This is a genomic window from Nocardia sp. NPDC003979 (genome assembly GCF_053605015.1).
Map to the genome: position 1 here is coordinate 668,269 of NZ_JBSGIJ010000001.1, position 16,059 is coordinate 684,327.

Sequence of the window (16,059 nt, forward strand, 5' to 3'; positions counted from 1 at the left end):
CGCTTTGCTCGCAACAGCCTAAGGGGAGTGGCGCGAAAAGTTCGCCCCGACGCTAGTTCCCGTCGCCCACGCAGGCGCTGAACAGCTGCGCGGCACCGCCGAGTGCTCGCGCGCGGATGTCGGTGTCGGCCGCCGAGATCCAGGCGGCGCTGCCCGGCGCCAAGGTGAGTTCGCGCCCGTCGTGACGCAATTCGATCGTTCCGTGCGTGCACAGCACGATGCCGGGTCCGGCGTCGGCGAGGGCGACGGGTTCGGCGTCGGGCGCCAGATCGAACCGGCACAGCGCGAATTCGGGAGCCGGGGTCTGGTAGCGGACGCTGCCGTCGGGGCCGGGTTCGGGTTCGATCACCGGCAGGTCGATCGGTTCGAAGTCGAGCACGCGCAGCAACTCCGGCACGTCGACATGCTTGGGGGTGAGCCCGCCGCGCAGCACATTGTCGGAGTTGGCCATGATCTCCACGCCGACGCCGCGCAGGTAGGCGTGCAGATTTCCGGCGGCGAGGAACAGGCCCTGGCCGGGTTCGAGGGTGAGCCGGTTCAGCAGCAGCGCGGCGAGCACCCCCGCGTCACCGGGGTACACCTCGGCCAGTTCCAGTGCGGTGCGAACCTCGGCGGTGAACTCGCGTGGTCCGGTGCCCGACAGGTACCGCACGCATCCCTCGAGCACCGTGGGCAGCAGGGTCGCGAGGGCGGCGGGCGGCAGGGTGATCCAGGTGGTGAACAGCGTGCGCAGGCCCGCCGAATCGGGTTGGGCGGCAAGCAGTTCGGCGTACACGCTGAGACCGGGCACGTTCAGGGCGCGCAGCAGGTCGACGGTGCGCTGCGGGTCGCGGAAACCGGCAAGCGCCTCGAAACGCTCCAGCGCGACGACGAGTTCGGGTTTGTGGCTGTCATCGCGGTAGTTGCGCAGCGGCGAGTCGAGCGGCACACCGACCCGGTTCTCCCGCTGGAAACCGGCAAGCGCCTGCGCCGAACTCGGATGCGCCTGCAGCGACAGCGGTTCCTCCGCCGCGAGGATCTTCAGCAGGAACGGCAGCCGAGGACCGAAACCCTCGGCGACCGGGCCCAATTCGCGCACCGGATCGGCGGCCAATACCTCGAGCAACGAACGCGAACTGCCGTTGGACTTCACGTGCGCCGGGTCGGCGGGGTGCGCGCCGAACCACAGTTCGGCCTCCGGATGCGCCGAGGGCACCGGCCTGCCACACAACCGAGCGAGCGCGGTGCGCGATCCCCATGCGTAAGAACGCAGCGCACCAACGAGTTCCTGCACTAGTAGCGTCCCCCGTCGTGATATCGGTCCTGGTCGCTCGCGGCGCCGCCGTGCGAGCCGAGGCGAAGGTAGGCCGCGGCCATATCGAGCCGCAGTGCGAGCACCGCCAGTTGCACGAGCTCACTGCCGTGCCCGCCCCCTGCGGCGGACGTGGCGGTAGCGCTTTCGGACGAAGGTTCCGAGCCGGGTTCGGCGAGCTGGGACTGGAGTACGTCGACATCGGCGTGCACGAGATCGGCGTCGACGAGCCCGCCGCCCGCACCCTCGAACACGGCCAGCTTGCGGCGCGCGGCCGCCTGATCGGGGTGCACGCTGAGGGCGAGCACACGCACCCGGTCGACCGGGGCCGGACCGTCGAGTTCCTCGTCGTGGAACAGCGGGTCGAAACCGGGCGCGGCGCCACCGGCTGCCTGGGCGAGCCTGCCGACGGCGGCGACCGTGTCGGCCAGATCCGCGGCCGAGGCCAGCTTGCCCGCCGACTGCAACAGCACCTCGGTGCCGTGCCCCGCCAGTTCGACCGCGGCGGGAGAGTCACCGGCCAGGACGACGCCGACGCCGTGCATGCGGGTCGCGAGGGTCTTGGCCGGGTTGTGGAACACCTCGTTGTGCGGTCCGTCGCGCAGGGCCTCGGCGTCGAGCACGTCGGCGAGCGCGGTCAGATCGGGGGTGGCGGGGACGCTGCGCTGGGCGTCGATCCCGCGCAGCACCGCGATGCCGACGGCGAGGAAACGCAGCAGCCGGTTGTGGTCGAGCACGGGCACGCGGGGTTCGAGCACGATCGCGCGACCGGCGGCGACCGCCCGCAGCGGGCCCTCGTTGGGGGCGGCGATCACCACTTCGGCACTGCGGCGCACGGCGCGGTCGACGGCGTCGATCAGGCGCGGGTCGCCCGCGTCGTCACCGGCGACGAGCACCACGTCCAGCGGCCCGACCCACGGCGGCAGTGCGGTGACGGGCACGATCGGCAGTCCGGCACGGTCACCGAGGGTGGCGACCAGCAGTCCGGCGGCCCGTGCGGCGCGGCCCGATCCGGTGACGAGCACCAGGCTGCGCGCCCGCAATTCCGACAGCCGTTCGATCAGTGAGGTCTCGGCGACCGCGGCGGCGGTGGCCCGTACCTGGGCCCCACCCGAGGCCGCCGACCGTAAGAAGCCGCCGGTGTCGGCCGCCTCGAGCGACGCGGCATCATCGAGGTCGAAAACCGGTGTTCCAGCGATCATCGCCGAGTCCACCTCCCCTCATCGCGCTGTGTGCTCCACGGCCGTCTGGTTTCCATGTTCCCAGTCAGGCGCGGACGATGCTCAGGATCGTTCTGCCGGTCCCCGATCATGTGGTTCCGCATCCTGGTTTCCATGTTCCCAGTCAGGCGCGGACGATGCTCAGGATCTCGGTCACGAGTGCGTTTACTTCGGCCTGCGATCCGGCCTCGACGTTGAGTCGGAGCAGGGGTTCGGTGTTGGAGGCGCGCAGATTGAACCAGGTGTGGTCGCCCAGGTCGACGGTGACGCCGTCGAGGCGGTCCACCGACACGGTGCGGTCGGCGAACGCCGCGAGCACGGCAGCGGTGCGGTCGGCGGCGTCGGCGACGGTCGAGTTGATCTCGCCCGAGGCCGCGTACACGTCGTAGGCGGCCATCAGTTCCGACACCGGCCGGTCGCCCTCACCGAGTGCGGCGAGCACGTGCAGCGCGGCGAGCATGCCCGAGTCGGCACCCCAGAAGTCGCGGAAGTAGTAGTGCGCGGAGTGTTCGCCACCGAATACCGCGCCGGTGGCGGCCATCTCCTGCTTGATGAACGAATGACCCACCCGCGTGCGCACCGGCTTGCCACCGAGTTCCTCGACCAGCTCGGGCACCGCACGGGAGGTGATGAGGTTGTGGATGACGGTCGACCCCGGCTCCTTGGCCAGCTCCCGCTGCGCGACCAAAGCCGTGATCGCCGACGGCGACACCGGCTCGCCCCGCTCGTCGACGACGAAGCAGCGGTCGGCGTCACCGTCGAAGGCCAGGCCGATGTCGGCGCCGCTCGAGCGCACCAGCGCCTGTAGGTCGACCAGGTTCTTCGGGTCGAGGGGATTGGCCTCGTGGTTGGGGAAGGAGCCGTCGAGCTCGAAGTACAGCGGCACGATGGTGACGGGCCCGAGCGTTCCGAGCACAGCGGGGACGGTGTGCCCACCCATGCCGTTGCCCGCGTCGACCGCGATGGTGAGCGGACGGACCTCGTCGAGATCCACCAGTTCGCGCAGGAAGCTCGCGTAGTCGGCGAGCAGATCGACGGTCGAGGCGGAACCGGTCGCACCGTCGTACGCGGGCACACCCGACACGACCTCGGCCGCGATGGTGGCGAGACCGCTGTCCTGCCCGACCGGCAGCGCGTTGGCCCGGCACAGCTTGATGCCGTTGTACTTGGCGGGATTATGGCTGGCGGTGAACATGGCGCCCGGACAGCCGAGCCTGCCGGAGGCGAAGTACAGCTGATCGGTGGAGGCGAGCCCGATGTGCACCACATCCAGACCCTGACCCTGCACGCCCTGGGCGAACGCCTCGGCCAGCTCGGGGGAGGACTCCCGCATGTCATGGCCGATGACGACGCGCGCGGCGCCTTCGGCACGCATCAACCGGGCGAAAGAGGCACCCACATCGCGCACGAACCCGGCGTCGATCTGCTCGCCCACCACCCCGCGGACGTCATAAGCCTTGATCACGGCGTTCACGAGTTCGCCAGAGCGCGCGAGGGTCGTCATGCCGCAAAGCCTAGCTCACCCGCCTCGCTCCTCCGCTTCCCCGCGACTCTGGCCAGACTCGTGCACGGGGAGATTTGGGAACGCGGCAAGCTTAGGAAATGTGGGCAGGTCAGCCCGTTCCCGGTGAGTTACCCATGTGCTTGCGAGATCAGGCTTTGCCGAACTGCCCCTACGGGGCTTTGGCCGGACTCGGGCACGGCGGGGGCGTCGGCGGGTACACCGAGTGGTGCTTGGCCCGAATTCACAACGCCGGGATCTCGCAAGCACATGGGTAACTCCCCGGGCACGGGCTCCGGTGACCCGGCACGTAAGTCTGGCCGCCAACGCAGGTCTCTCCGCGCTCGAGTCTGGCCTCAAGTCGCGGGGAGGCGGTGGAGCTTATGGGTCGGGGAGGACTCGTAGGTGGCCTCGGCGGCCGGTGCGGGTTTGGCGGGGGGCCGGGGTGGCGGTGTCGCGGTAGCCGGGCTGGTCGGGTTCGGCGGGGCGGCGGCGTAGGCCTGCTTCGCGAACGGCTTCGGCCAGGGCGGTGAGATCGTCGTCGTCGGGGGTGCTGGAGGAGAAGCCGCCCTCGTGGCGCACCAGTTCCCAGCCTTTGGGGGCGGTGATGCGGCAGGCGTGGGTTTCGCACAGATCCCAGGAATGCGGTTCGGCGACGGTGGCCAGGGGTCCGACGACGGCGGTCGAGTCGGAGTACACATACGTCAGCGTCGCTACAGCCGGGTTCTTGCAGCCGGGTCGGCAGCAACGACGCATAGGGATCACGACGTCGAGATTAACCCTCCCGCCCACAAAAGTGGATACGGACACGCGGTGACGAGGGCGTCGTTCTACTCCGGTTCCGGATCGATCAGGTCGGGATCGACACCCAAATAGGTCGCGATCTGCTGCACCAGTACCTCGCGCAACAGCTCGACCAGATCGTCGGGATCGGCGGCGCGCAGTTCCAGCGGCTTGCGGAACAGCACCACACGCGCGCGGGTGGCGGCACCGTGGCGGTCGACGCCGGCGGGGATGAGCCGGGAGAGCGGGACCGGCCCGTCGGCGACGACCTCGTCCGGCCAGGTGACCGAATCGGGATGCAGTGGACGGATTTTCGGCACATCGTCGACGGCGATGTCGAGTTTGGTGAGCCGGTCGTGCCAGCGGGTGTCCAACGGTGCGAAGGCCTCGAGCACCAGCCGGTCGAATTTCTGCCCGCGCGTGCGCCAGGCGGGCACCGTCGGCGGGAGCATGGGGCCACGGACACCGCGACCGCGGCGGGTCACCGAACGAGCGGTCGGCGCCGGAAGATGTCGCCGGGAACGTGCCATGGGTACTTCGCCTCTCTCGCCTGACCGGTAAACGGGCGTTCGCCCGGAGACACCGACGTACTGCGCCTGCGTGGCTCCGGGCCAGGCCTGGAGAGTCTACTTTCGAACAGTCACTTATCCGATTCCGCGCTTCAGCCTGCGACGCTCTCGTTCCGAGAGACCGCCCCAGATGCCGAAACGTTCGTCATGCGCCAGCGCGTATTCCAGGCACTGGTCACGTACTTCACAGCCCAAGCAGATGCGCTTGGCCTCACGGGTCGAGCCGCCCTTCTCCGGGAAGAACGCCTCGGGGTCGGTCTGAGCGCAGAGGGCACGTTCCTGCCACTGCTCTTCGATCGACTCGAACATTTCGTCGAAGCCCGTGACGACCAGACTCAGCCGGGGGGCCGCGACTTCGCTTGCCGCGTCCGGTTCCGGCCAGCTCGTTTCAGCGCAGACAGCGTGAGCTGCGCCTGCTGTGGAATCGGTCGGCGAGACCAGGTTTTCGGTCATCGTTCCGCCTCCTCACTATGTGTTAGCGCAGAATGATTTCCGTCGGACCAACTAGAACCCCGACGGCCCAACACCGCGACGTAGTCTCGCGGGCTTCCCCGAGCCTGCCTTCCGGCGCGCCGGCACCCTCCTGCAAACGCCCCCGCGCTATGTCTTCTCGCGGTGACCGGAATGACATGTCTGTGATTAGACACGCCGCACTTGCCGGTGGTCAACCCGCCGTCACCCTTCCGTTACACTCCGGACCCGCCTTTCGTGTTGATCTTGTTATGTGCCGTGGCAAATGACCAGCAACTTTGTTCTTCAGCACGGGGAAACAACCCGGCAACCGGCACCACATAGGCTGTGTCCCTGTGACTGCACAACACGCGGTGCGCGAGCCCAAGATCGCCGTTCTCGTCGGTGGTGTCGGGGGTGCACGGTTCCTCCTCGGCATCAGGCAGCTGCTGCCCGACGCTGATATCTCGGCCATCGTCAACGTCGGTGACGACGTCTGGATGCACGGCCTTCGCATCTGTCCCGACCTCGACACCTGCATGTACACCCTCGGTGGTGGCATCGATCCCGAACGTGGCTGGGGCCACGCGAACGAGACCTGGCACGCCAAGGAGGAACTGGCGAAATACAACGCCAAGCCCGATTGGTTCGGGCTCGGCGATCGCGATATCGCCACTCACCTCATTCGCACCGAGATGTTGCGCGCCGGATTTCCGCTGTCCGCGGTCACCGAAGCGCTGTGCAATCGGTGGCAGCCGGGCGTGAAACTCATTCCGGCAACCGACGACCGCTGCGAAACACACGTGGTGGTCAGCGATCCCGACAATGCTGGCGAACGTCGCGCGATCCACTTCCAGGAATGGTGGGTGCGGTACCGCGCGGCGCTTCCGACACACGGATTTGCCTCGATCGGCGCCGAACAAGCCTCTCCCGCACCAAATGTGACCGATATCATAGCGTCGGCTGACGCCGTGTTGCTCGCCCCCTCGAACCCCGTCGTGAGCATCGGATCGATCCTCGCCGTGCCCGGTATCCGTGGCGCGTTGCGCACCACCGAAGCCAAGGTCGTCGGCCTGTCTCCGGTGATCGACGGAAAGCCGTTGCGCGGCATGGCCGATGAGTGCCTGAAGGTGATCGGGGTGGATTCGACGGCCGAAGGAGTCGGCAGGCATTACGGCGCCCGCTCGGCCACCGGCATCCTCGACGGCTGGCTCGTCCACTCCACCGACACCGCCGAGGTGCCCGGTGTGGAGGTGCGCAGCGTGCCGCTGCTCATGTCCGATCCCGAGGCAACGGCCGAAATGGCCCGTGCCGCACTCGAACTGGCGGGGGTGAAGGCGTGAGCACGCCGACCGACCACGCGGCGGGCGAACTGCGGATCCTGCCGGTCACCGGTCTGCCGGAGTTCCGGCCCGGCGACGACATCGCCGAACACCTTGTGGCACAGGCGCCCTGGCTCGCCGACGGCGACATCCTCGTGGTGACGAGCAAGATCGTCTCCAAGGCCGAGGGCCGCATCGTCGCCGCCCCGACCGACCCCGAGGAACGCGACGCCGCCCGCCGCGAGCTCGTCGACGCCGAGGCGGTGCGGGTACTCGCGCGCAAAGGCCGCACCCTCATCACCGAGAACCGGCTCGGCATCGTGCAGGCCGCCTCCGGTGTCGACGGCTCCAATGTCGCCGAGGGCGAATTGGTGCTGCTCCCGGTAGATCCCGACGCCAGCGCCAAAGCGCTGCGCACGGCCGTCGCCCAGCGGCTCGGCGTCGACGTGGCCGTGGTCGTCACCGACACGATGGGCCGCGCCTGGCGCAACGGCCAGATCGACGCGGCCATCGGCTCGGCCGGCCTGCGCGTGCTGCACGACTACGCGGGCGCGGTCGACGGGCAGGGCAACGAACTGCAGGTCACCCAGGTGGCCGTCGCCGACGAACTCGCCGCCGCCGCCGACCTGGTGAAGGGCAAGCTCGGCGCGGTGCCGATCGCGGTGGTCCGCGGCCTGCCGACCGTGGACGACGGCTCCACCGCGGCGTCGCTGCTGCGCGGCGGGGTGGACGACCTGTTCTGGCTCGGCACCGCGGAGGCGATCGAACTCGGCCGCAAACAAGCTGTGCCCCTTCGCCGTTCGGTGCGCGCGTTCAGCGACTCGCCGGTCGACCCGGCACGGCTCAGGGCCGCCGTCGCCGCCGGTCTCACCGCCCCGGCCCCGCATCACACCCGGCCGGTGCGCTTCGTCTGGCTGCGCGATCGGGACGTGCGTGCCCGGCTACTCGCCGCCATGGCCGACAAGTGGCGCGCCGATCTCGCGGCCGACGGCCTCGACCCGGAGCGGATCGAACGTCGCGTCGCGCGCGGGCGGATCCTGGCCGACGCGCCGGAGGTGGTGATCCCGTTCTGCGTGCCCGACGGTGCGCACGACTACCCGGACGCGCGTCGTCAGGCGGCCGAGCAGACGATGTTCACCGTCGCCGTCGGTGCCGCCGTGCAGGGTCTGCTCGTGGCGCTGGCCGCCGACGGTCTCGGCAGCTGCTGGATCGGCTCGACGATCTTCGCACCGGAGGTCACCCGCGAGGTCCTCGGTCTCGCCGCGGACTGGAATCCGTTGGGCGCCATCGCGATCGGTCATCCGCAGGAGACACCCGAGCCGCGGACGGTCGGAGACCCCGGCCCCGGTCTGGTCGAACTGTGAACCGCACATCGACGGCGCGCGGCCACGGTCAGCGACGCCGGCCCGTATCGGGTCGAACTGTTAGCCGTTCGGCGGCGGCACGCGGCCACGGTCAGCCACGGCGGCCCGTATCGGGTCGAACTGTGAGCCGTTCGGGGGCGGCACGCAGCTATGGTCGGCGCGCTGTCGCCCGCCCGACCGTGAGCAGGCCGGTGACGGCGCGGCGCCCGGTGCGACCCGGTGCGGTCGGCTCGACGGGGCGCCGGGCCGGTGCGGAGACGCCGTCATGAGCGCCGAATCGCTGCACGCCTCCGCGACCGAACTGCTCACCTCCTGGAAACCACCCACCGACGCGGATTCCGCACTGCGCGAAGCGATGCTGGCGTTTCTCGGGTCGGCACCGCGCGGCTGTCTGCGCGAACACGCGCCCGGCCACATCACCGCTTCGGCGATCGTGCTGTCGCACGACCGCCGCGAGGTGCTCCTCACCCTGCATCCGCGCGTTGGACGCTGGATCCAGTTGGGCGGCCACTGCGAGCCCGGCGACGACACCGTCGCCGACGCCGCGCTGCGCGAGGCCGTCGAGGAATCCGGTATCCCCGACCTGTCGCTGGTGGCCGGTCTCTACGGCGCGCAGGCGCATCCGATCACCTGTTCGCTCGGTGTGCCGACGCGTCATCTGGACCTGTTGTTCGAGGTCATCGCGCCGCCCGGTGCGGTCCCGGTGCGCAGCGCCGAATCCACCGATCTGCGGTGGTGGCCGGTCGACGGGCTACCACCTGGCGCCGACGTGGCGCTGAAAGCCTGACCCCTCGCTGACCGGCGATCGTGGCGGCCGCATCCGAACGGATGTGGCCGCCTTTTCCGTTACCTCCCCGTTATCCACTTTACAAATTCACGAATTTGTCTAGACACCGACCGGTGGAGCGGCCTATCGTCTGTGACAGAGAGTTACGCACATCACAGGTGTGAGATGTGCCTCAGGATGGAGACAACGATGTCCACCGACGCCAACCCGTCCGAACGGACGGCAGCGCCACCGCAGTGGCGCGATTCCAAGCGATATCTCTGGCTGTGGGGCCTGTTCGCCCCCACCGGGCTGTTCACGATCGCGATTCCGATGATCTGGGGAATCAACCAGCTCGGCTGGCATCGTCTGGCCGAAGTGCCGTTCTGGCTCGGCCCGATCCTGATCTACATCGTGATCCCGCTGGCCGACCTGCTGTTCGGCCCCGACGGCGACAACCCGCCCGACGAGGTCATGGAACAGCTGGAGAACGACAAGTACTACCGCTACCTGACCTACCTGTACCTGCCGTTCCAGTACGCCTCGCTGATCTTCGCCTGCTACATCATCACCGCCGACAACCTGCACTGGCTCGGCTTTCCCGGCGGCGCCAATGTGGTCGACAAGATCGGCATCGCGATCAGCGTCGGCATGATCGGCGGCATCGGGATCAACACCGCGCACGAATTGGGCCACAAGAAGGTCGAATTGGAGCGCTGGCTCTCGCGTATCGCGCTGGCCCAGTCGTTCTACGGGCACTTCTACATCGAGCACAACCGTGGTCACCACGTGCGGGTCGCCACCCCCGAGGACCCGGCGAGTTCGCGTCTCGGCGAGACCTTCTGGGCCTTCTGGCCGCGCACCGTCTTGGGCAGCCTGCGCTCGGCCTGGCACCTCGAGAAGGAACGGCTCGCCCGCCTGGACAAGGGCCCGTGGACGCTGCGCAACGACGTGCTCAACGCCTGGGCCATGTCGGTGGTGCTGTGGCTCGGCCTGATCCTGGTCTTCGGTATCGAGGTGCTGCCGTACCTGATCCTGCAGGCGGTGATCGGATTCAGCCTGCTCGAGTCGGTGAACTACCTCGAGCACTACGGCCTGGTCCGGCAGAAGACGCCGAGCGGGCGCTACGAGCGGCCCGCCCCCGAGCACAGCTGGAACAGCGACCACCTGGTCACCAACATCTTCCTCTACCACCTGCAGCGTCACAGCGACCATCACGCCTACCCGACCCGTCGCTACCAGACGCTGCGCAGCTGGGACGGCGCGCCGAACCTGCCGAGCGGTTACGCCAGCATGATCCTGCTGAGCTACTTCCCGCCGATCTGGCGCAAGGTGATGGACAAGCGGTTGCTCGCGCACTACGGCGGTGATGTCACCTTGGCCAATATCGAGCCCAAGCGCCGCGAGCAGGTGCTGGCGAAGTATGGAACGGAGGCGCCGTGAGTGCGTACAAATGCCCCGTCTGTGATTATGTCTACGACGAAGCCGAAGGCGCTCCGCGCGAAGGTTTTCCGGCGGGTACCCCGTGGTCGGCGGTGCCGGACGACTGGTGCTGTCCGGACTGCGGAGTGCGGGAGAAGATCGATTTCGAGGCGGTAGGAGTAGCGCGATGACCGAATACAAGCTCTACCAGTGCGCCCAGTGCGGATTCGAATACGACGAAGCGCAGGGCTGGCCCGACGACGGCATCGCCCCCGGCACCCGCTGGGACGACATCCCCGACGACTGGACCTGCCCGGACTGTGGTGCCCGTAAATCCGATTTCTTCATGGTCGAGATCGAACGTTCGTGAGCGCGACGCGCTCACGTGCGCGTCCGCCGTACCAGGAGGCCGCGCGCGATCTACTGCGCACCTCGGTCCTGGATTCCATGCGCGAGCTGCTCACCGAACGGGACTGGTCCAAGATCACCCTCGGTGACGTGGCCGCCAGGGCCGGGGTGAGCAGGCAGACGCTCTACAACGAGTTCGGGTCGCGCGCGGGCCTTTCCCAGTCCTACGCGCTTCGCCTGGCCGACTCCCTCGTCGACCAGGTGCGCGACGCGATCCACCGGCACGTCGGCGACGCGCACGAGGCCATCCGCGACGGCATGACCGGCTTCTTCTTCGCCGCCGCGGCCGACCCGCTGGTCCGATCGCTGCTCGCCGGGGAGATGAAGCCCGATCTGCTGCGGCTCATCACCCTCGACGCGGGCCCCCTGCTCGAACACGCCACCGCGCGCCTTGCCGACGTCTTCCAGCACAGCTGGGTGAATGCCACCGACACCGAGGCCGATGTCCTCGCGCACGCGCTGGTGCGTATCGCGCTGAGTTACATCCCCAATCCGCCGGTCCCCGAGCGCGACGCACCGGCCGAGATGGCGGCGTTGCTGAGTCCCTATGTGGAGGCGATTGTTCAGGCACGCGGTATTCGCCCCTAGACGGAGTGGGACGGATCACTATAAGGGGTGATCAGCTCTTATTCGCGGTGATGTAACCATCACCACGTTTGAGGAGCGGCCGCTGTGTAACGTGCCCCTGGTCTGTCAGTATTCACATCCGTCGGCAGTTGGTCTTTTTGTAGCGGAGCGGGTGTGCAAACGGTTGGCAAACCGGGGGGTTTTCGTGATCCCAAACGGTATCTCTGGGCTCTCGGGCTGATCGCGCCGGCGTGCGCGCTGCTGCCCTCCCAGCTCGTGTACCGCACCGGCGCCGAAGCGTTCTGGTGGATCGGTCCGGTCATCGTGCTGATCGCGATTCCCGTCCTGGACTGGATCGTCGGCGAGGACGGCAACAACCCGCGCGACGAGGACTACGAAGCGCTCTCGCGTGACCGCTACTACCGCTGGTGCACCTATCTGTTCCTGCCCATCCAGCTCATCGGCCTGCTGCTGGCCTGCGCGATGTGGGCGGGCAACGACCTCGATGTCGTCGACAAGCTCGGCCTGGCCACCACGGTCGGCTTCGTCAGCGGCATCGGCATCAACGCCGCCCACGAATTGGGCCACCGCGTGGAGCGTGCTGAAAGATTGCTGTCGAAGATCGCGCTCGCCCAGTCGGGGTACGGCCACTTCTTCGTCGAACACAACCGGGGCCACCACGCGCGGGTCGCGACACCCGAGGATCCGGCGAGCGCTCGCATGGGTGAGTCGCTGTGGGAGTTCTTGCCGCGCAGTGTGATCGGTGGCTTCCGCTCCGCCGTCCAGCTGGAGCGCGCACGCCTGGCCAGGAAGGGCCTCGGCTGGTGGAACCCCGGCAACCAGATCCTGCAGGCGTGGTCGATGTCGGTGCTGCTGTTCGGTTCGCTGGTGCTGGTCTTCGGCCCCGCGATCGTGCCCTGGCTGGCGCTGCAGGCGGTGATCGGGGTGATGCTGCTCGAGACCGTGAACTACGTCGAGCACTACGGACTGCTGCGCGCGCGCAAGCCCAACGGGCGCTACGAACGCTGCTCCCCGCGTGACAGCTGGAACTCCGATCGCCTGGTCACCAACATCTTCCTGTTCCATCTGCAGCGCCACAGCGACCACCACGCCAACCCCGGCCGCCGCTATCAGACCCTGCGCAGCACCAGTGAGTCACCGCAGCTGCCCGCCGGGTACGCGACCATGATTCTGCTCGCGGCCGTGCCACCCCTGTGGCGTGCGGTGATGGACCCCCGGGTGGCCGCCCATTACGGCGGTGATCTCAGCCTGGCGAACGTGGCGCCGGTCAAACAGCGACGGTTGCTGGCCAGATACCGCGCCCCCGCCTGACTCCGACCTGGGCGGAGGCGGGAACAGGGGCGGCCGCAGACGGTAGCCTTGCCTGCGTGACGACCTCAGAACTCTCCCCGCGCACCGAGCTCACCGCTGACGTCCGCAACGGCATCGATTACAAGGTGGCAGATCTGTCGCAGGCCGAATTCGGCCGCAAAGAGATCCGCCTGGCCGAGCACGAGATGCCGGGCCTGATGGCGCTGCGCCGTGAATACCACGACGTGCAGCCGCTGAAGGGCGCCCGTATCTCCGGTTCCCTGCACATGACGGTGCAGACCGCTGTCCTGATCGAAACGCTTGTCGACCTCGGCGCGCAGGTTCGCTGGGCGTCGTGCAACATCTTCTCCACTCAGGACCACGCCGCCGCCGCGGTCGTCGTCGGCCCGCACGGCACCGTCGACGAGCCCAAGGGTGTGCCGGTCTTCGCGTGGAAGGGCGAGACCCTCGAGGAGTACTGGTGGGCCGCCGAGCAGATGCTCACCTGGCCGGGCGAGCCCGCCAACATGATCCTCGACGACGGTGGTGACGCCACCATGCTCGTGCTGCGCGGCGCGCAGTTCGAGAAGGCCGGGGTCGTCCCGCCCGCCGACGAGGACCACTCCGCCGAGTACACGGTGTTTTTGAACCTGCTGCGCGAGAGCCTCGAGCGCGACAAGACCAAGTGGGGCACCATCGCCGACTCGGTCAAGGGCGTCACCGAGGAGACCACCACGGGTGTGCTGCGCCTGTACCAGTTCGCGGCCGCGGGTGAGCTGGTGTTCCCGGCGATCAACGTCAACGACTCGGTCACCAAGTCCAAGTTCGACAACAAGTACGGCACCCGCCACTCGCTCATCGACGGCATCAACCGCGGCACCGATGTGCTCATCGGCGGCAAGAAGGTGCTGATCTGCGGTTACGGCGACGTCGGCAAGGGCTGTGCGGAGTCGCTGGCCGGTCAGGGTGCGCGCGTGCAGGTCACCGAGATCGACCCGATCAACGCCCTGCAGGCGCTGATGGACGGCTACGACGTGGTCACCGTGGAGCAGGCGATCGGCGACGCCGACATCGTCATCACCTCCACCGGCAACAAGGACATCATCACCCTCGACCACATGAAGGCGATGAAGGATCACGCGATCCTCGGCAATATCGGCCACTTCGACAACGAGATCGATATGGCCGCCCTCGAGCGTTCGGGCGCCACCCGGATCAACATCAAGCCGCAGGTCGACGAGTGGACCTTCGAATCGGGTAAGTCGATCATCGTGCTGTCCGAAGGCCGCCTGCTCAACCTGGGCAACGCCACCGGCCACCCGTCGTTCGTCATGTCGAACAGCTTCTCCAACCAGGTCATCGCCCAGATCGAGCTGTGGACCAAGCCGGAGGAATACGACAACGAGGTCTACCGCCTGCCCAAGCACCTCGACGAGAAGGTCGCCAAGATCCACGTCGAGGCCCTCGGCGGCACCCTGACCAAGCTCACCAAGGACCAGGCCGAGTACATCGGCGTGGACGTGGAAGGCCCGTACAAGCCGGACCACTACCGCTACTGAGTCGACACGCGGTGGCCCGTCGACCGTTCCGGTCGGCGGGCCACCGTCGTCTCTACCCCAGCGGTGGGGTGTTGCAGATATGGATGCCGTCGGCGTCGCTGATGCTGATCAGGCCGCACAGCAGGGCGCCGGCGAGGTCGCTGGATCCGGTCGAGGCGGCGGTGTCGTTGCTGCCGGTCGACAGGGCAGGGCCGGAACCCGTGGTGACCAGGCCGGTGACCAGCCGACTCAGGTCGGTCGAGCCGACGGCGTCGCCGGCGATCGGTGCGGCGGTGGCGGGCCCGCACGTTACGGCGGTTACAGCGGCGAAGACTCCCGCTGCGAGGGCAAGTGTGCGTGTGTTCATGATTGGCCGTTCGATCGCTGGTCGGTTGATTCGTCGACTGTCGTAGTCGGGTGAGCGTCGCGACAGACCGCAGTTTCGGGGGGTGCGGCCTGCGTGAGCCACGGGCCGCACCCGAAAGGTCAGCTCAGCAGCAAGCAGAGGGGCAGTGGTACGACGACTTCCAGCAGGAGGCAGCCTGCCAGTTCGGCCGAGCCGCGGGCGGCCGACCCCGCGGCGGCGGAGCCCGCGGATGCGGAGCCGGAGAGCAGACCTGGGTTGTTGTGGTGACCGTGGCGGATCGGGTCGACGGGGGCGGCCGAGGCGGTGCCCGCGCCGGCGAGGGCGAGTCCGAAAGCAGTGGCGGCGACGGCGGTGTGCAGGGCGATGCGTGAGCGCATGGTGACTCCTGGGTAGAACAGACTCTGAAATGAAAACACCTCACAATCTCGGAATGGGCCGGAATCGCCGGAGCGGCTCGTGTCGAAGGGCGTGGCAGGCGGCGCGGTAATCTCACGGCATGGGTGTGTTGATCGCGGTGGAAGGGCTCGACGGAGCGGGTAAACGCACGCTCATCGACGGGCTCGTCGACGAACTGTCCGCGAAAGGACTTCGCGCGGGCAGTCTCGCCTTCCCGCGATACGGCCGATCGATACACGCCGACCTCGCGGCCGAGGCATTGCGCGGGGCGCACGGCGATCTCGCCGGTTCGATCAACGCCATGGCGATCATGTTCGCCCTGGATCGCGCCGACGCGAGCGCGGAGCTGTCGAACCTGTTGGACGCCAACGACATCGTGATCCTCGATCGCTGGGTCGCCTCCAACGCCGCCTATTCCGCTGCCCGCGCCGTGCAGGACGCCGACGGCGAAATCGTCGCCTGGGTGGGCGATCTGGAATACGGCAGGCTCGGGCTCCCGGTGCCCGACCTCACCGTGCTCATCGATGTCGGCACCGACGTGGCCGCCGAACGTGCCCGTCGCCGTGGCGAACTCGACACCGCGCGTGCCCTCGACGCCTACGAGAAGGACAGCGGTCTACAGCAGCGCACCGGCGAGGTCTATCGTGAACTGGCCGACCGCGATTGGTTCGGCCGGTGGTGGACATACCGATCCGAACACGACCGGCCCGCCCTGCTCACTGTGTGCACGGAAATTCTTGCCGGATAAGGTTGGATAAGCGACGGGTTCACACCATTAATGGCG

At 68.1% G+C, this 16,059-nt stretch carries 18 protein-coding genes; 10 read left to right on the top strand and 8 right to left on the bottom strand.

Features of this window, described 5'->3' with window-relative positions; genetic code table 11:
- Nucleotides 1-52: 52 nt before the first annotated feature.
- From manA to ACWEVR_RS02935, 6 genes are all read right to left on the bottom strand, one after another.
- On the bottom strand, nt 53-1,273 hold the full coding sequence (manA, locus tag ACWEVR_RS02910; RefSeq protein WP_067637476.1) for a mannose-6-phosphate isomerase, class I: 1,221 nt from the start codon (nt 1,271-1,273) through the stop codon (nt 53-55).
- Nucleotides 1,273-2,493, bottom strand: a complete 1,221-nt coding sequence (locus ACWEVR_RS02915) for a tobH protein (protein ID WP_452465580.1) — start codon at nt 2,491-2,493, stop codon at nt 1,273-1,275. The genes manA and ACWEVR_RS02915 overlap by 1 nt, the downstream gene beginning before the upstream one ends.
- A gap of 142 nt (nt 2,494-2,635) precedes the next feature.
- Nucleotides 2,636-4,015: a phosphomannomutase/phosphoglucomutase gene (locus tag ACWEVR_RS02920; protein ID WP_452465581.1), complete on the bottom strand. Its 1,380-nt coding sequence runs from the start codon at nt 4,013-4,015 to the stop codon at nt 2,636-2,638.
- A gap of 378 nt (nt 4,016-4,393) precedes the next feature.
- The gene (locus ACWEVR_RS02925; RefSeq protein WP_067491375.1) at nt 4,394-4,768 is read right to left on the bottom strand and encodes a DUF3499 domain-containing protein; all 375 of its coding nucleotides are present in this window, start codon (nt 4,766-4,768) and stop codon (nt 4,394-4,396) included.
- Nucleotides 4,769-4,842: 74 nt separating this feature from the next.
- Nucleotides 4,843-5,325, bottom strand: a complete 483-nt coding sequence (locus tag ACWEVR_RS02930) for a metallopeptidase family protein (protein ID WP_201449895.1) — start codon at nt 5,323-5,325, stop codon at nt 4,843-4,845.
- 114 nt (nt 5,326-5,439) lie between these two features.
- Nucleotides 5,440-5,673 (bottom strand): WhiB family transcriptional regulator, encoded by a 234-nt coding sequence (locus ACWEVR_RS02935; protein ID WP_133733920.1) that lies wholly within the window; start codon nt 5,671-5,673, stop codon nt 5,440-5,442.
- 515 nt (nt 5,674-6,188) lie between these two features.
- Between ACWEVR_RS02935 and cofD the strand changes: the two genes are divergently transcribed.
- The 9 genes from cofD (at nt 6,189) to ahcY (ending at nt 14,533) form a co-directional block, all read left to right on the top strand.
- Nucleotides 6,189-7,157, top strand: coding sequence for a 2-phospho-L-lactate transferase (gene cofD, locus ACWEVR_RS02940; protein WP_084456725.1), 969 nt, complete (start codon nt 6,189-6,191; stop codon nt 7,155-7,157).
- Complete coding sequence (locus tag ACWEVR_RS02945) at nt 7,154-8,500, top strand: coenzyme F420-0:L-glutamate ligase (RefSeq protein ID WP_452465582.1); 1,347 nt, start codon at nt 7,154-7,156, stop codon at nt 8,498-8,500. The genes cofD and ACWEVR_RS02945 overlap by 4 nt, the downstream gene beginning before the upstream one ends.
- 265 nt (nt 8,501-8,765) lie before the next feature.
- On the top strand, nt 8,766-9,287 hold the full coding sequence (locus ACWEVR_RS02950; RefSeq protein WP_452465583.1) for an NUDIX hydrolase: 522 nt from the start codon (nt 8,766-8,768) through the stop codon (nt 9,285-9,287).
- 189 nt (nt 9,288-9,476) lie between these two features.
- A complete protein-coding gene (locus tag ACWEVR_RS02955; protein ID WP_452465584.1) occupies nt 9,477-10,709 on the top strand; it encodes an alkane 1-monooxygenase in 1,233 nt (410 codons plus the stop codon).
- The gene (locus tag ACWEVR_RS02960; protein ID WP_084456705.1) at nt 10,706-10,879 is read left to right on the top strand and encodes a rubredoxin; all 174 of its coding nucleotides are present in this window, start codon (nt 10,706-10,708) and stop codon (nt 10,877-10,879) included. The genes ACWEVR_RS02955 and ACWEVR_RS02960 overlap by 4 nt, the downstream gene beginning before the upstream one ends.
- On the top strand, nt 10,876-11,058 hold the full coding sequence (locus tag ACWEVR_RS02965; protein ID WP_067491380.1) for a rubredoxin: 183 nt from the start codon (nt 10,876-10,878) through the stop codon (nt 11,056-11,058). The genes ACWEVR_RS02960 and ACWEVR_RS02965 overlap by 4 nt, the downstream gene beginning before the upstream one ends.
- Complete coding sequence (locus ACWEVR_RS02970) at nt 11,055-11,684, top strand: TetR family transcriptional regulator (protein ID WP_452465585.1); 630 nt, start codon at nt 11,055-11,057, stop codon at nt 11,682-11,684. The genes ACWEVR_RS02965 and ACWEVR_RS02970 overlap by 4 nt, the downstream gene beginning before the upstream one ends.
- Before the next feature lie 153 nt (nt 11,685-11,837).
- Nucleotides 11,838-12,995 (top strand): alkane 1-monooxygenase, encoded by a 1,158-nt coding sequence (locus tag ACWEVR_RS02975; RefSeq protein ID WP_378669445.1) that lies wholly within the window; start codon nt 11,838-11,840, stop codon nt 12,993-12,995.
- 56 nt (nt 12,996-13,051) lie between these two features.
- Nucleotides 13,052-14,533 carry an adenosylhomocysteinase gene (gene ahcY / locus ACWEVR_RS02980; protein WP_452465586.1) on the top strand — a complete coding sequence of 494 codons (1,482 nt, stop codon included), beginning with the start codon at nt 13,052-13,054 and terminating at the stop codon, nt 14,531-14,533.
- A gap of 52 nt (nt 14,534-14,585) precedes the next feature.
- Here ahcY and ACWEVR_RS02985 read toward each other — a convergent pair whose 3' ends face one another.
- Both ACWEVR_RS02985 and ACWEVR_RS02990 read right to left on the bottom strand, forming a co-directional pair.
- Entirely contained in the window at nt 14,586-14,879 is a 294-nt protein-coding gene (locus ACWEVR_RS02985; protein ID WP_452465587.1) for a hypothetical protein, read from the bottom strand.
- A 119-nt stretch (nt 14,880-14,998) separates the two neighbouring features.
- Entirely contained in the window at nt 14,999-15,256 is a 258-nt protein-coding gene (locus ACWEVR_RS02990; protein WP_452465588.1) for a hypothetical protein, read from the bottom strand.
- Between the two features lie 119 nt (nt 15,257-15,375).
- Between ACWEVR_RS02990 and ACWEVR_RS02995 the strand changes: the two genes are divergently transcribed.
- Complete coding sequence (locus ACWEVR_RS02995) at nt 15,376-16,023, top strand: dTMP kinase (protein ID WP_452465589.1); 648 nt, start codon at nt 15,376-15,378, stop codon at nt 16,021-16,023.
- Nucleotides 16,024-16,059 lie beyond the last annotated feature (36 nt).

Bases quoted from the DNA above. Each gene is read 5' to 3' on its own strand.
- ACWEVR_RS02920 (WP_452465581.1), bottom strand. From the start codon at position 4,015: ATGACGACCCTCGCGCGCTCTGGCGAACTCGTGAACGCCGTGATCAAG.
- ACWEVR_RS02930 (WP_201449895.1), bottom strand. From the start codon at position 5,325: ATGGCACGTTCCCGGCGACATCTTCCGGCGCCGACCGCTCGTTCGGTG.
- ACWEVR_RS02995 (WP_452465589.1), top strand. From the start codon at position 15,376: ATGGGTGTGTTGATCGCGGTGGAAGGGCTCGACGGAGCGGGTAAACGC.
- ACWEVR_RS02990 (WP_452465588.1), bottom strand. From the start codon at position 15,256: ATGCGCTCACGCATCGCCCTGCACACCGCCGTCGCCGCCACTGCTTTC.
- ACWEVR_RS02925 (WP_067491375.1), bottom strand. From the start codon at position 4,768: ATGCGTCGTTGCTGCCGACCCGGCTGCAAGAACCCGGCTGTAGCGACG.
- ACWEVR_RS02955 (WP_452465584.1), top strand. From the start codon at position 9,477: ATGTCCACCGACGCCAACCCGTCCGAACGGACGGCAGCGCCACCGCAG.
- ACWEVR_RS02915 (WP_452465580.1), bottom strand. From the start codon at position 2,493: ATGATCGCTGGAACACCGGTTTTCGACCTCGATGATGCCGCGTCGCTC.
- ACWEVR_RS02950 (WP_452465583.1), top strand. From the start codon at position 8,766: ATGAGCGCCGAATCGCTGCACGCCTCCGCGACCGAACTGCTCACCTCC.
- ACWEVR_RS02965 (WP_067491380.1), top strand. From the start codon at position 10,876: ATGACCGAATACAAGCTCTACCAGTGCGCCCAGTGCGGATTCGAATAC.
- ACWEVR_RS02935 (WP_133733920.1), bottom strand. From the start codon at position 5,673: ATGTTCGAGTCGATCGAAGAGCAGTGGCAGGAACGTGCCCTCTGCGCT.
- ACWEVR_RS02985 (WP_452465587.1), bottom strand. From the start codon at position 14,879: ATGAACACACGCACACTTGCCCTCGCAGCGGGAGTCTTCGCCGCTGTA.